The following is a 13,793-nucleotide window of genomic DNA, read 5'->3' as shown; positions in this document are numbered from 1 at the left end:
ACCAATAGCCACTCCGGGTATTGCGATATATATACTTCTCGAAGCAGCCCCAACAGAAGTTACCAGGGCCGAATAGACGACCCTCACAGTGAACGAGTTTTCGTCCATCTGTAGATTGCCCGCAGCCCCCCAAATTCTTATTCCGGAACTCATTCGGTAAGATCTCCGATTTGAACGCGTTTGACGTTGTTCACATCCCAGAACCGCAAAGATCGATTCGTCATTATCGAGCGCCCTTGCCCTGGAACGACGCCGTTAATTTCAAAGGTGCCGTCCTTTTTTAGAATCCAACCTTGTTGACCAGCGATGTAGTCTGTAGAGCTGATGTAAGCCCCGATCTTGGCGTTGGTGATAGTGCCGTCTTGGATGAATGCAGCATTGATAAACGTCTGCCCACCCTGCACTGCGAACGGCACAGATCCAGCCTGCCCGATGGCGAACCTGTCCGCATCGATGATGAACTGAGTCTGCAGCCCGCCAGGGCCGTTTTCTAACCCAAGGCCGATACCGGCATACTTGTATAGCCCGGTGGCGGTTTCGTACTGCATCCGAACCGACCAGTTCGCCGTTACCTTTCCATCGACCGTTTGAATGGCCGTGGTGTTGGTCTGAATGGCCAGGGTGTTGCCGTTGACCGAGTTCTTGACGGTTTCAATACTGGACGACAGAGCGCCAACGGCATTGATGCGGGCGGTTTGCTCAGCAGCGACCGCGGCGGCGTTGTTGGCCACCTTCACTTCAACTGTGTCGGTTCGCTGTCCCTGTACCAGGTCACCCTCGATCAGGGCAGACTGAGTGGACCAGACACCTACATAGCTGGCCTCAGAACCCATCAGCGCACTGTCATCCCCTTGGAGCGGCGGGTTGACCTGCAAGTAGATGCCGTCAACCCGCTGCGCCGTGGTGGTGACCTTGCCGTCGAGCGTGGTTACCGTGGCTTTGAGGGTGCTTAACCCGCTGGCTGTAGCGTTCACGCCGGTGACTGGGTCGTTGACCGTCACCTTCACCGCATTGAGCTGTTGCGCCTGAGCGGTGATGTCCTGGCCGTGCTGCGTAATGGTCGCGCTGTTTTGCTGTACCTGGATGGCCAACGCATCCACCGTCTGGGCTACAGTGCCGATATCGGTCCAGTAGGTCGCGTTCGGTGGAGGATTATTCGCCGGTACCGGGCCTTTCGCCTGATACAGGTGCTGGCCCATGCGCACGATCTCGTTAAGCGCGTACGCCTTCGCAGGGTCGTACTCAAGCGCGTCGACGATCTGATCAATCAGCCCTTCCAGCTCATCCTTGGCCGCTTCGATGCGCCCATTGACCGAGCCAGGGCCGTTGCCGTCGATAAGGTCAATGCGCTCCTTCAGCAGTTGCCCCAGGGACGTCTCGTCAATCTGCCCCTTGATCTGCTCAAGGATCGGCCCGGCATCCGAGCTGGCCTGGCCCATCACCCCACTCACCACCGGATAGAACGGACCGATGTTGCCGGTACGGTCCACCAGGCGCGCCCAGAAGAACAGCGTTGCGCCCGCCAGGAGAGACTGCATCCGATAGTCGGCCTGCGGGTATGCCAGGTCGGCCAGCTTCGTCGCGGCCGGCAGGTTGTTCGCCGGACCGTACCAAAGCTCGGTGCGCTGGGTGTCCTCGGCGCCAGCAGGGAAGCCCCACTTGATGCCGATGCCGAACAGTTCGCTGGTGGTGGTCAGGAACGACACCGCCGGCGGCAGGCCGGTCTTGCCTTCCAGGCTGGTCAGCGCAGAGGTTACCGGGATCGACGAAACGTTGAGCGCACTCACAGCCCGCACCCGGGCCATGTACTGGCCCGAGTAAATACCGCGGACGTCGACCATCTGCTCGGCGGTGCGCGGAACCCTGATCCACTCCCGGGCGCCCCACTTCCATTCCACGTCATAAGCGACAGCGTTTGGCGCTGCGTCCCAGGCGATCGACATCACCGTGACGGCTATGCCCTGCTCAATCACGACGTGCTGACTGAGCATGACGCGGGCCGGTGCGTCCTGGCTGCCAATCGGTATACCAGTGATTGGACGAGGATCCACTACGGCGCCGTTGTCGATAGCGTCAAACTTGCTCGGGTCGTGCTGGATCACCTCGAGCTGGAACTGGTGCCACTCCGGGCGCGTGACGTTGCGGACGTAAAACTGCATCAGTTTCAGGTCTTCGTAGTCGAGAATCCACCCGCACTCCGCCTGCGGCTGCTCGCTGAAGTCAGCCATGACGGTCACGTCTCGCCCTGCCACAGATTTGACCACGCGCCCTTCGGACTTGCCGCTGGGAAGGTTGACCATCAAGCGCGCGCCAACCGGCACCACTGTGTCGCGATCCAGACTGACCACCCGGCCAGCCGCTGCGGCAATACGTCCGCCGTTTTTTCGGCCCACCAACATTGGATCGGCCACAGCGATGACCTGCCCAGGCTTGGGAATGTCACCATCAAGGCCAACACGAAACACTCCGCCCTGGGTTTGTAGCTTCTCGGTGAGCGCCGCCCACTGACCTGCACGCTGTGCCTGGCCCAGGGATGTGCAGCCAATGGCGCCGACCGAGGTTTCCCGAACGATACCGCCCAGCTCGATCATGGCCTCATCGTCGAAGACAGGCTCCTTGTCCGTTTCAAAGCCCTGGTCTGGGTTGTCCCAGCCGACCATGTATAGCGTGTGCCGATCACGCGCTCGGGTGCCTTCGTACTTGATTGCGCCGTTGTTCAGGATCTGCGTCTGGTTGTAGGTGAACACCGGGTCGCCCGGCATATCGGCGTTGACCACGATCTGGCTGCCGTCCCAGTAGGCCAGGCCGTGGAAGATAGAGGCCAGGTCCTGGAGCACTGCATAAGCTTCGGCTTGCTTCTGGAAGTACAAGTTGCAGGTAAAGCGTGGCTCCATGCCCCCCTTTCCGTCCGGCACCATCTGGTCGCAGTACTGCGCGATTCGATAGAGCGACCAGCGATCAACCATTGTTGCGTCGATGCGGTCGCCGAGGCCGTAGTATGGGTGCAGCACCAGGTCATAGAAGATCCAGGCCGGGTTGTTGGTATAGGCCTCTTTGAATGTGCCATCCCAAATACCGTTGCTTGTACCCGCGCCAGATGTTGAGTACGTGCGTGTCTCCGGGTTGTAGTTGGCGGGAACTCGAATGATGCGACCGCGCATCAGCACGGCAATCTTGGCGATGTCGCCGCCGAAGGTCTGGGCGTCGTACTCGATGCTGCTGACTGCAGTGAGCGGGTATTCCTGATCGCTATCGACCACCTCTGCGATAGCCTTGACCACCATCTGGTCGGCCACCAGGTCGGAGTTGGCATTCGGGGTCAACCGGCGGACACGAACCGTCCACCGGGTGCCGGCGGGCAATTCAAGGCGATGGGCTCGTTCGTACTCGGTAACGTTCTTCCGATCGACAAATGAGACCAGAGCCTCCACATATGGGCCATTGTCCGTGGAGATGTCCACGGCGTAATCAATGCGCACGCCGTTGATGTTGCCAGCGGAATCCTGGCTGCGAAGCGTTGGCCAACTCAGGCGCAGCCGCACCGCGTCCAGAACCGGGTTGGTGATGCTGTGCAGCCAGGGAGTGCCAAAGATCAGCTCTTGCTTGACGTCGATCTCGTTGCTGGACTCGGTATTGCCCTCCAGACGAGCCTGATTCAGCTCACCGTTACGGAACTGCCATTTGACGCCAGGGTAGTTCAACGTGCCGTCCGGCCCCTGAATAGGCGTGCCGTCCAGCTTGATCGAGCGCAAACCGTCAACCGGCCCAACGATTGGCCCCCAGCTCCACATGTAGAGGATGCGCGCTGTAGAAATCGACGGAACGCTATTCTGCGCAATACTTGGCTTTTTCTCTTTGGCCTGGCCGCCTTTGCTGCCGATCACGGCGCGGCGGGTGCGAGCTGCGGCGCGGGACGTCTTCTTTGCTACTGCGCTCATGCGCCCTCCAGAATGCAAAAACCCGCCTGAGCGGGTTCATTGTTTAAGCTGAATCAGATGTTGTCTTGCGTGTACACCCCGCCAGATTCGACGGCGCCGCCCACCTCACGCTCACCGTAAAGCAGCGGGTAAGGGTTGCCCTGGGCAATGGTGGTTACCGCACTGCCGAAGCCGTAGCTCGGGTTGTTGCCGTCGTCGTTCTTCCCTTCGGCAGTAGCCTTTGTGGTTGGGGAAAGCATCTGCACCACCCCGCCCAGGCCCACAGCTGCGCCGGCGGCGAGCAAGCCCATACCCAGGGTCGAGGTGGTGCCGCCGGTGAACAAGCCGGCCACGATCAGCACCACGCCGAGCAATGTCTGAAACATACCCGCCTGCTTGCTGCCCTGGATAATCGGCTGTATCCGGATGTCGCCTTCGGCACGCCCAACAAGCTCAAGCTCCTGTGCACTGATGTTCCGCTCATCAACAAACACGGCGAACACGAGGCCCCGCTCGTGCGCGGTTCGCATGAACTTCTCAAAGCCTGGCTTCATAGCGCACAGCGCTGCGGTGGCATCATGAATACCATTCAGATCAAGGCAATACTCTTTGCCGAACTTCTTGCCCAGCACCCCGCCGAGCTTGATGGTGCGCATCGTCATGGGCGGTAGTCCTTGTGCCGGAGGATCAGCTTGACCCGGTTGGCCATTGACCAGCCGTAGATTTCACGGGCAGCCAGGCGGCCGGGCATGTGGTGGTAAATGAACGGGCCTGACCCGCCGAGCTTCGGTGTCGGCTCGCTGAGCAGCGCGGGTTCATCACCCAGATAAATCACCGCGTGGTTCGGGAAATAGCACTCCCGCCCTGGCGTAGGGATCTGCAACACGAGCATGTCGCCGCGCCTTGCCTCGTTGACCTGGTAGAAGCCGGTGGCTGCAAAGTTGTCCTCGTAGAGGCTCGGGCCGTCCTTGCACTCCCACCATAAGTCGGCACGTTCAAAGTTCGGTAACTGCAGGCCGGCCTCGCGTGCGTACCAATCCCGACAAGCTGCCCAACAATCAAGCAACCCATGGGAAAAGTCGCGGCCCAGCAGCGGCGCCTGGAAGCCGGACGGCTTGAACCACTCGATGTCGCCGCCGGGCCAGCCGACGATGCCCCAGGGCAGTTCGTGCAGTTCGCAGCTGACCCGGTCGGCCATGCTTGGCGCCGGTGCTTTATCCGGATGGCTGTGGATAATCGCCAGCACTTCCCCGCGATCTTCGGCGCGGGCCATATCCTTGTGATCGATCTGGAAGTGTTCTCGCGGTGTAGTCGCCAAGTTCGCACACGGCACGTACTCGCGGCCCTCGGCAGATTTGATTAAAACCCCGCAAGCCTCGGCCGGGTAAGCGCGCTCGGCGTGTGCGCGGATCTCGTCCTGCAATTTCTGATTGATGCGCATGACTACCTCGAACTTGCGATGAGGCTTGCGCCCATGGACCCACCGAACCGGCGGGTGTTACCCCTGATCTTGCAGCTGCTCCACCAGCCCCCGCAGCGGTCGAGCGCGGGGCTGTCCGTGGGTTGGTTCTTCTTGTCGAACATCGCGGCCCCTGTGTAGGCGCAGGCCTCCTGCCGGTAGCCGCCACGGCAGGCCCACCGGCAGAGCTTGGTGATCTGCTGACCAGGTAGCATTTGCCCCTCCATGTCAGTAGGGCTCGACAGCGAGAACGTGACCGAGATGCTGGGCAACGCCTCGGTTTTTTGCTCGATAAACCAGAGGTTCGTTTTCGACTGGTCGCTGGCCTCCGGGTTGCCGTCGGGAAAGTTGGCGGCATCCAGGAAGTGGCGAAACGTCTCGATCACTTTGACCCGGGCGCCAGCCAGGTCGCGGAACTGGAAGCACAGAGCGGTGATCGCACCGCGCACGCCGCCGAGCTCATCATCTACCTGCAGCGTTGGCGTAGCTGGGCGGCCGTCGCCACGGATGTCAAAGCCCTTGGCCTCAATCTGCAGCGGCGAGTAGAGCTGCCCCTGCCAGATGATGTCACCCTCATGGGCGTGACCATGGAAGCGCCAGACCGTAGCGCCGAGGCGTGTAGCGTCCAACTCGTAGAGCCTGATCTGGTTACCGGGCTCGAGCTTTTGAAGATCAGTGTTGTAATTCATAGGGCCCCAAAAACAAGAAATCCCGCACTTGGCGGGGCTTGGTGACGGTTAAGGTCGGGGGTTGAACACCTGCTTAACGGTGAAGGTGACGGTGTAGATTTCCTCGCCGAGCGCCTTCTTTTTGTAGCCGTTCGCCCGGTACCAGCCTTCCGGCTCGCCTGGCGGCGCATATCGAAAGGCCTTGTAGCCTTCGTGCCGATCCAGGAACGCTAGCAACTCGGGCAACTCCTCGCCCGGCAGATCCTCACCGGTGTGCACCAGGTTCCACACCTGGCTCTTGGTGTTGATGCCAATGCCCCCGGCCTGAACCATGCCGTCCCCGAACTCGTTCTCCCAAGTCCGCTGGCTGACGTCACCGTCGGCGCCGACCTCAACGTCAAACGTAAATGTCTCAGCCATCAACGCCTCCACAGCCGGCCGCCCTGCCGCATCTCTGCATCCAGGAACTTACCCATACGAGCCTCCAGTGCCGATCCGATGGAATCACCCTGCATCTGCGCCTCCTGGCTGCTCATGCCCGGCTGGGCCTGAACAGTGACGGGTGCGCTGAAGATGATTTGTGAAGGTCCGCTCGGCGACGAATCAGTTGAAGAACCCACCAGTGCAGCACGGCCATTGCCAGCCGACTCCAGGCTACCGACACCTATGCGCGCTTCGGGCTGCGCGCCGCTCAGGCTGTTGTCGATCCTAGACAGCATTGCATCAAGCTTCGCACTGGTTTGAGCAGTGGTGACCCGCTCGCCCTTTTGCAGGAACCAACTCCCGTCCTCTGGCACCGAGTCGATACCGTCGTGCGCCATACCAGCAAGCGCAGTCATACCAACAGCCGAAGCCAAAGGCCCGGTAACAGCCATGGCAGTGGCCATTGCCGCCGGCGCGGCCGCAGGGCCAATGATGGGAATGCCCGCAGTGGCGGCATAGGCGTTAAGGCCTGCCGTCAGGGACATGGCTTGCGCATTGGCACCCAAAGTTCCGGCAGCGCTCGCCTGAGTGGTCTTGCCCACAAGCAACTGTACGCCCTGGTAGATCAACCATTGCGCCGCCATGTCACCCAGCGTCTTGAGCATCGACTTGGCGAAGTTGCCGACCATGTCGCCGAGAGCGTCGTCGGCATCCTCGGCGCCGCTGGCCACGTCAGAGAAGAACGTGCCCAGCCCACTGGTGGCTTCGCTCAAAGCCGTGTTGGTGAAGTCTGCGGCCTGGGCCGAATAATCACGGGCGGCGTCGGCGTAGTTCGCCCACGCCTCATTGACGCCGTTCATCCAGTTGGCTTGTTGCTCATCGACAGCCTGGTAATACAGCTCTTGCGCAACGATCCGCTCGGCCAGCGCCTCCTCGAGGACAGTCGTTTCTTGATCGTAAAGCGACTTATCAATGCTTTTCGCCTGCAACTGTTCGTTGAGGCTGGCGACATCGGCAGCGTACTTTTGCTGAAGCGCCAAATCAGCGCGCATACGGTCCCGGGCTTTATCGCCCATTCCTACGCCTTTCAGCTCCTGGTCAAACCCATCTTTCATGGTTTGAGTACCGACGCCCTGGGCATTCCTAAACGCCGTCAGCTTTAGATCGTCCTCGTTGGCTTTCTTCAGCTTGTTCAGCGCATCCAGCTCGGCAGCCATGCCCATAAGCTTTTTCTTTTGAGCCTCGCTCAGCTTGCCGAGCTTCCCCTCTTGCAGCTCAAAGGAAAGCTTCATCACCTCGGTCGCGTCTTTCTGCTTGTCGCCAGTGGTGTTGATCAGCTCGATCTGGCGCTTATAGCCTTCCTCGGCGGTATCGAACGACTTTAGCTGTTGCTTAGCGGCGGACTGTCCTTCGCTGGCATTCTTCCGCGTGGCCTTGGTGGCAGCCTCATCGGCCTCTTTTTGCGCGTCCTTTGCTGCAGCAGCTGAACGGATCGCGACAATATCAGCCTCTGTAAGCAACTTGTGCTCGGCGATATATCGATTCGCGGCCGCGAGACTTGTCTTGTCTTGGGCAGAAGCAAGCTCCTTCAGGAGCTGGTCAAGATACTTTTTCCCATCCTGAGCAGCGCTTGCCTTCGCTGATGCGTTCTCACGCTGGGCCTTGGTATTGGCATCCGTCTCGCCCGTAAGGGCTGCAATGACTTCCTTCTGCTTAACCAGCTCGCCAGACAGCTTCGAAACAGACTTCTCACTCTGCTCTATGGACTGGGCCATTGCCTCTGTGACGCCAGGAATAAGGCGCAACTGGTCGGCCACCGCTTGCCAGTCAACCGTTATACCCGACGACTGTTCTTTCGAGGCTTTGCGAACCAGATCCAGTGCTTTCTGAGCTTCAGCCGGCAACGGGGCAAGCCCCGCCATGAGGCCGTCGGCACCGGCCGCACCCATTCCGCGCAAGTCGCTTTCAAACTTATCGGCAATTGCTCCGGACATTTGCCCAAGATCTGATTGCAGATCCTCGACTTGAGACCTCAGCTCGCGAAGTGTTACAGACTGGGTTGCACGTCCAAGCTCGTTGAACTTCTTGATCAGCTCAGTAATCGGCTTTGACAAATCGCCAAGTTTTTCTTCAAGGACGCTCGTGTTGTCTCGCAATGTTAGGAATGCTGTAGCGGCACCAATTGCTAAAGCTGCAATACCCAAGGGGCCGCCCATCATCCCGATGAGACCAACACCAGCACGGCTCACGCCGACCTGCGCGACAGCCACAGCATTGGTCGCGCGAGCCTCGACCATTCGAGCCTCTGCAAGCTGAAGCGACATCTGCGTCTGAACTGCTGTACCGCGAGCCGCAATGGCCTCCTTCTCGGCTAGGAAAACAGATGTTTGGGCCTTCTGTAGCTCTGCCTGCGCGACCAGCAAAACCGACGTCGCTTGGGTTTTTCTTGCCGCCACATCTTTGAGCGCCGAATAAGCAGCCGTCGCACCCGATGAGGCAGCCATTGCACCGTATCGAGAAAGCGCAGCCACGGCAGCGATGATCGATACATCCGCCAAGGTAGAGAAGTTGTCGCCAACCGCGCCGATAGCCTTCCCTAGAGCGCCAGTAAAACTGGTGCTCTCGTCCAGACGACCGACATAAACATCGAAAGCGTTGGTCAAGTTTTGCAGAGCATCACGGACAGCGACTGTCATGCTGTCGGCGAGCTTTCCATTGGCCTCGGCGGTGTTCTGCAAGCCTTTGGTAAGCACATCGAGACCAAGCTTACCCTCGGCACCAAGCGCCCGAATTTCTTCGGCGGTCTTGCCGGTGGCTTTAGCTACGGTCTCGACAATAGAAGGCATTGCGGCAAGCATTGCCTGCCAACCATCAGCATCGACCTTCCCCGTTTGCAAGGCCTTTGAATAACCATCAATCGCCGATTTAGCTCTGTCAGCGGATGCCGAGTTGGTCACCAACAGGAAACTGAAGCTGTCCATAACATCCAGCGCCTGGCTGGTGTTATAGCCCATGGACTTCAGGCTGCCAGAGGTCCGGATGTAGAGTTCTTGTGCTTCAGCAAGTGGGCGATACGTGCGCTTGGCGGTATCCAGTAAGCGCTGCTGAACTAGATCGTATTCACCAACGCTGGATGTGGCCATGCCGATACGGTCGGACATCTGCCCGTATGAGTCGGCCGCCTCAATGATCTTCCCGATACCGACCGCGCCAATAGCTCCGGCCAATGCGCTCTTGATCAGCCCGGATGCGTGAAGCGCCCGCTCCCCCGCACGATCAAAAGCAGTGTCGATACGCCCAAGGCTCTTATCAATCTTTCCTGATGCCTGACCTACGCTGGAGTCGGCTCGCGCCATTTCCTGACGCAACTGGGCGGTGGTCGCCTCAATGCGAACAAGCATCCCCTGTACGTCAGTGTCGGCCATGTTTTTCTCCAGAAAGCAAAAAACCGCCAGGAGGCGGCTTTAAATGTTGGTAGGTGATCTAAATCTTGCAGTCGGCGCGAAGTTTCTGCGTTTCCTTCAAAACTTGAGACGTATCAAACTTAGCGGTGATCTCACCGGATGATGTTGAAGTCCTGGCGACATAAGACTTGCTGGCTGCCAATCTATCGAGAAAGGCGGAAGTCAAAAAAGGATAAAAGGATGACGTTCTATCTCCTGACGATCCCCACTTGTTCGGCTCATGTGAATCGCTATCTACTCTGGTATCGACCAATGAATTTGGATCTATACGCCGATTCCAGCTTAGGTAGAAGTCCATTTTACCCGCAGAACACCTGAAGTGCATCTCGACCGGAGCGGCGTTACCATCCGAAATCGGGCCTGAATTAAGAACAGAGGATCTAGAAATCGCATCGGTGAGTTCATCTTTGCTTTCAAAGTGAGTCCACTTCCAGTATGGCAACCCGGCAAGCACATCCTGATCCTTTTCTTTCTCGCAGCCCATTACGAAAATAGCGAGCACCATCACTGCATACATTCTCATCAGATTTCCTCCTAGGAAATCCAAAACTATATCAAGCTAACTCACCTGGCGTCCCGTAAGCGCCTGGCGCAGCTTATCCGCCACGGTCGACGGCGAAGGCTTCTCGGCCTTGGTTTTTGTCTTGCCGGTGCCGAACGGGTTGGTCATCTGCGCCCATTCGATCTTGGCGTCCATGGCCAGGAACAGTTCAGGCATCGGCGTGCGCCAAGCCATATCAGGGGGCCAACCGAGCCAGCCCGTGGCCACCGCGTAAAGCCGGTCGACGTAGCTGCCGTCCTCGACAGCACTTACGCCGCCGCCGGCTTTTCCTTTCCCGCATCGGGGCCTTTCGGGTTGTACAGCGCCACCAGGTAGGCGTTCAGCTGCACGGACACATCCAGCACGCCCGCCTGCCACACCTGCTCAGCCACGGCCTCGGCCGCCTTGCCATTCAAGCCAGCGCCGCCGGCGATGATCACGGCGCAACCGTCGATGCTCAATGCATTGATGGCCTGGGACGCACCACGCAGGCCGCCGAAGTGGGCCTCAATCGCACGCACGGCGCCGAGCGTGGGTGTCAGGGTATAGGTCTCGTCGCCAAGCTTGATGTCGACGGTTCCGTAAAGGGTTTTGCTCATGTGGCGAATCCTTTGGGTTCGGGGCCGGAGCCCCTATGTTTAAGGGGTGACGGGCGCCGGGAGGATTTCCAGGATATCGGAGTTGATGCCGATGGTGACGTTGCGGCGAACCACGTTGTCAGCAGCGCCGGCGGCGACGGTGTTGTTCATCACCTTGCCGCGCAGGTAGAACGTGGTCGGCAGCACGGCCGGGGCGGCATCTGGATCGCCATCGTTCAAGGTGATCTTGATGTTGTAATCGCCCTTGCTGCGATCCCGGTGAGCGATCTTCAGCTTGGCCTGGCCCAGGTCGCCGTTGTCCAGGCCGACAGCCAGGGTCAGGTCGCCGGCGTCAGCGGTGCCCTTGTATTTGCGCACGCGGCCATCGCGCAACGACGTGAAGGTCACAGAGCTGAACGTGTCGCCAAACTCGCCCAGGTCTTCCACCTCGCCAATATCGACATAGGTGTCCGCCTTGTAGAGCGCTTCAGTGTCCGCGCCGTTCTTGCTGCCGATACCGATCCGGCAGCCGGCGGCTGTATTGAGGTTGTCTTCGGCCATGGGGGTTCCTCCAAGGGCACATTGGATAAAGCCGCGGTGCGGCCGGGTGTTGGGTTTAGTGGGTGGTAATAACGCGGACCGTGAGCGATCCTTGATACGTGACGCCGTCAGGCTCGCGCTGGGCGTCTGCTTGCTCGACCCTGACCGACACAGCGCGTCCGACTGTCATCGGCAAGCGGCGCTCGTCCAGGGCGGCCACAACCTCGCCGAGGATGCGTTTTACCTCGGCCTGGCCGTGGGCATCTGACCAGACCGACAGGTAGACCAGGCGCTGCTCGCGCTTCCTGCCCGAGATGGGCGAGGCGTTGACGGATATCTCCCGGTCAATAGAGACGTAAGGCATTGGAGAATCCAAGGGGGCACCATCGTAGATTGGGCATGAAACCTCAGCCGCAAGCCTGGTGAACAGCGCCTCCTGCAGCGCAACAGATGGATCAGCCATTGGATAGCCCCTTGCTTGCCTTGCTGAGTGTCCGACTTATTGCGGCCTGGATGTTGGCGATTACATATTCCCGGTTCACGTCCTTCGCGGGCCGAAGCCATGGATGTGCCGGGCGTGCCGGGATATCCGGATATTTGCCGAAGAAGTCGGCACCATCGCTTTTGTTGGTCGACCGCCGGTTTCTCCCGCCAGACCGCTTGGTGCCTGAATATCCCTTGGTGCCGTATTCAACGAACTTCAGGTAGAAAAACCGGTTGCTGTCCTTCTTCCCACGGATGCCGATCTGCGCATCAAGCCCGCTTTTGGACACAAACACCTTCAGAGCAGCAGCAGCCGCACCCGTGTCTTTCGGGATAAGGGTCTTCATGGTGGAAAGAATACGTTCAGCACTGTCGCGCATCACCGGCGCCAGCTCGTTATCCATGGTCGCGTGGATGTTGCGTAGCGTCCGCCGCAGTTTGAAGTCGCCGGACATGCGCGAGCGGCGCGCAGCCATGGCCTACTCCTTGGCCTTGGCGGCCTTTTCAGCAGCTGGGGCGGGAACAGACACTTCCTCTACCAGGCCGCGCGCCACCAGGTCAGCGCCAAGCTTGGCGTCGACCACAAAGTCTTCACCTTTCTCCCGATCGCCTGTGGCGCCGGAAAGGGTTCCCAGGGCAATTACTTTCATGATTCACCTCTATGGATTGGGTACGTTCGAACACAGCAACCGGAGCATAGTGTTCTCGTTGTCGACCAGCGCCGCCTCGATCAGGTAAGTGGTGCTGACCCCTTTCGAAACGTGCACCAGGCGATTACCGGCGATCGCGTCCACCCGCGGGCGGATGCGGATCTCGGCGGTTACGACCCTGGTGAGCTTCTCAGCAACCGGAGCAACCCGGCCGGTGGGCATCGTGATCTCTGCCCACAGCTTGCCTACCTCGGGCCAGGTGACGGTGAAACCTCCAGAACCGTTTGGCGCTCGCTCTGGCTTCTGCATAGTGCAGCGGTGACGCATTGGACCTGCTCTCATATATTCACCCAGCGATGCGGCTTCCAGAGGGCATTCGTTGCCATTGGCAGTTCCGCAGTGATCGTTCCGATCACCACCGTCTCGCGACTGCTATACCAGTGCCCGATCAGCAATAGCGCTCCTTGCTTAATCGCCTTGGTCATCAACAGCGCATTGCCGACTGGATCTGGCAAAGCCGTCTCAGGATCGACTAGCGTGCGATTGGTCCAGGTCTCAAACGCGCTGAAGGCTGCATCCGTGTAGCCCTGAATCAACGCATCCTCATCGTCATGGTCGACCTTTAAGTGAGCCTTGACGATGGGAAGATCAATCACTCTTTGGCACCAGCGCCTGAAGTGCCTCTTTGTTGGCAGATGGATCGAACTCGATCCCTTTACCAGCGAGCCAGGCCTTAAGATCGGCAACCTTCATCTTGAGCGGATCGGTTTCTTTCTGCGCATCGATCGCAGCGTCGATTTCTTCCTGAGAGCTGCGCGATGCGTAACCCTCGGGCGGGTAATTCACTGCCAGGTAGCCGGCTGCTAAAAAATCAGCAATGGTCGGGCCGTCCAGTTTCAGACCATTGGCGTCCAGTTGATTGGGGTAAGACGCCACCCCCAGGTGCTCGACCGCCACCAGCGCGCACCGATCCGAGACTTCCTGCTCGCCAGCAGGAACCTCAACCACATGGTTGCCGTCCGCAGAGAATGGGAACGGCTTCTTCACAAGAATAATCGGCATAAATCCTC

General features: G+C 59.2%; 16 protein-coding genes. All 16 read right to left on the bottom strand.

Translation table 11 applies throughout. The annotated features are described in order from the left end of the window. Window positions 1–149: 149 nt before the first annotated feature. From JFT63_RS01620 to JFT63_RS01545, 16 genes are read right to left on the bottom strand one after another with little or no spacing between them, the layout of a single operon-like run. Window positions 150–3,938, bottom strand: a complete 3,789-nt coding sequence (locus JFT63_RS01620; RefSeq protein ID WP_198843291.1) for a phage tail tip fiber protein — start codon at window positions 3,936–3,938, stop codon at window positions 150–152. A 53-nt stretch (window positions 3,939–3,991) separates the two neighbouring features. After that, on the bottom strand, window positions 3,992–4,579 hold the full coding sequence (locus JFT63_RS01615; protein ID WP_198843290.1) for a tail assembly protein: 588 nt from the start codon (window positions 4,577–4,579) through the stop codon (window positions 3,992–3,994). After that, window positions 4,576–5,358: a C40 family peptidase gene (locus tag JFT63_RS01610; protein ID WP_198843289.1), complete on the bottom strand. Its 783-nt coding sequence runs from the start codon at window positions 5,356–5,358 to the stop codon at window positions 4,576–4,578. The genes JFT63_RS01615 and JFT63_RS01610 overlap by 4 nt, the downstream gene beginning before the upstream one ends. A 2-nt stretch (window positions 5,359–5,360) precedes the next feature. Continuing rightward, window positions 5,361–6,065, bottom strand: a complete 705-nt coding sequence (locus JFT63_RS01605) for a phage minor tail protein L (protein ID WP_148852430.1) — start codon at window positions 6,063–6,065, stop codon at window positions 5,361–5,363. 48 nt (window positions 6,066–6,113) lie between these two features. Continuing rightward, window positions 6,114–6,464, bottom strand: coding sequence for a phage tail protein (locus JFT63_RS01600; RefSeq protein ID WP_153870929.1), 351 nt, complete (start codon window positions 6,462–6,464; stop codon window positions 6,114–6,116). After that, complete coding sequence (locus JFT63_RS01595) at window positions 6,464–9,892, bottom strand: tape measure protein (protein WP_198843288.1); 3,429 nt, start codon at window positions 9,890–9,892, stop codon at window positions 6,464–6,466. Before JFT63_RS01595 ends, JFT63_RS01600 begins: the two co-directional genes overlap by 1 nt. Window positions 9,893–9,950: 58 nt before the next feature. Beyond that, on the bottom strand, window positions 9,951–10,454 hold the full coding sequence (locus JFT63_RS01590; RefSeq protein WP_198843287.1) for a hypothetical protein: 504 nt from the start codon (window positions 10,452–10,454) through the stop codon (window positions 9,951–9,953). A 36-nt stretch (window positions 10,455–10,490) separates the two neighbouring features. Then, a complete protein-coding gene (locus JFT63_RS01585; protein WP_198843286.1) occupies window positions 10,491–10,700 on the bottom strand; it encodes a hypothetical protein in 210 nt (69 codons plus the stop codon). Window positions 10,701–10,741: 41 nt separating this feature from the next. Next, window positions 10,742–11,071 (bottom strand): hypothetical protein, encoded by a 330-nt coding sequence (locus tag JFT63_RS01580; protein WP_198843285.1) that lies wholly within the window; start codon window positions 11,069–11,071, stop codon window positions 10,742–10,744. A gap of 39 nt (window positions 11,072–11,110) precedes the next feature. Further along, window positions 11,111–11,611, bottom strand: coding sequence for a hypothetical protein (locus JFT63_RS01575; RefSeq protein ID WP_148852435.1), 501 nt, complete (start codon window positions 11,609–11,611; stop codon window positions 11,111–11,113). Between the two features lie 55 nt (window positions 11,612–11,666). Further along, window positions 11,667–12,053 carry a DUF3168 domain-containing protein gene (locus tag JFT63_RS01570; protein WP_198843284.1) on the bottom strand — a complete coding sequence of 129 codons (387 nt, stop codon included), beginning with the start codon at window positions 12,051–12,053 and terminating at the stop codon, window positions 11,667–11,669. Beyond that, window positions 12,046–12,549 (bottom strand): HK97-gp10 family putative phage morphogenesis protein, encoded by a 504-nt coding sequence (locus JFT63_RS01565; RefSeq protein ID WP_148852437.1) that lies wholly within the window; start codon window positions 12,547–12,549, stop codon window positions 12,046–12,048. The genes JFT63_RS01570 and JFT63_RS01565 overlap by 8 nt, the downstream gene beginning before the upstream one ends. A 3-nt stretch (window positions 12,550–12,552) precedes the next feature. Next, window positions 12,553–12,723, bottom strand: a complete 171-nt coding sequence (locus JFT63_RS01560; protein ID WP_187432756.1) for a hypothetical protein — start codon at window positions 12,721–12,723, stop codon at window positions 12,553–12,555. Window positions 12,724–12,732: 9 nt separating this feature from the next. Next, window positions 12,733–13,065 carry a head-tail adaptor protein gene (locus JFT63_RS01555; protein WP_198843283.1) on the bottom strand — a complete coding sequence of 111 codons (333 nt, stop codon included), beginning with the start codon at window positions 13,063–13,065 and terminating at the stop codon, window positions 12,733–12,735. Further along, complete coding sequence (locus JFT63_RS29860; RefSeq protein WP_198843282.1) at window positions 13,062–13,379, bottom strand: head-tail connector protein; 318 nt, start codon at window positions 13,377–13,379, stop codon at window positions 13,062–13,064. The genes JFT63_RS01555 and JFT63_RS29860 overlap by 4 nt, the downstream gene beginning before the upstream one ends. Further along, window positions 13,372–13,785: a HeH/LEM domain-containing protein gene (locus tag JFT63_RS01545; RefSeq protein ID WP_198843490.1), complete on the bottom strand. Its 414-nt coding sequence runs from the start codon at window positions 13,783–13,785 to the stop codon at window positions 13,372–13,374. The genes JFT63_RS29860 and JFT63_RS01545 overlap by 8 nt, the downstream gene beginning before the upstream one ends. Between the last annotated feature and the right edge of the window lie 8 nt (window positions 13,786–13,793).

The organism is Pseudomonas sp. MF7453 (genome assembly GCF_016405455.1).
Taxonomy (GTDB): Bacteria; Pseudomonadota; Gammaproteobacteria; order Pseudomonadales; family Pseudomonadaceae; genus Aquipseudomonas; species Aquipseudomonas paralactis.
Note: the sequence above shows the minus strand (reverse complement) of the source record. Positions and strands in the feature narration are given on the sequence as shown.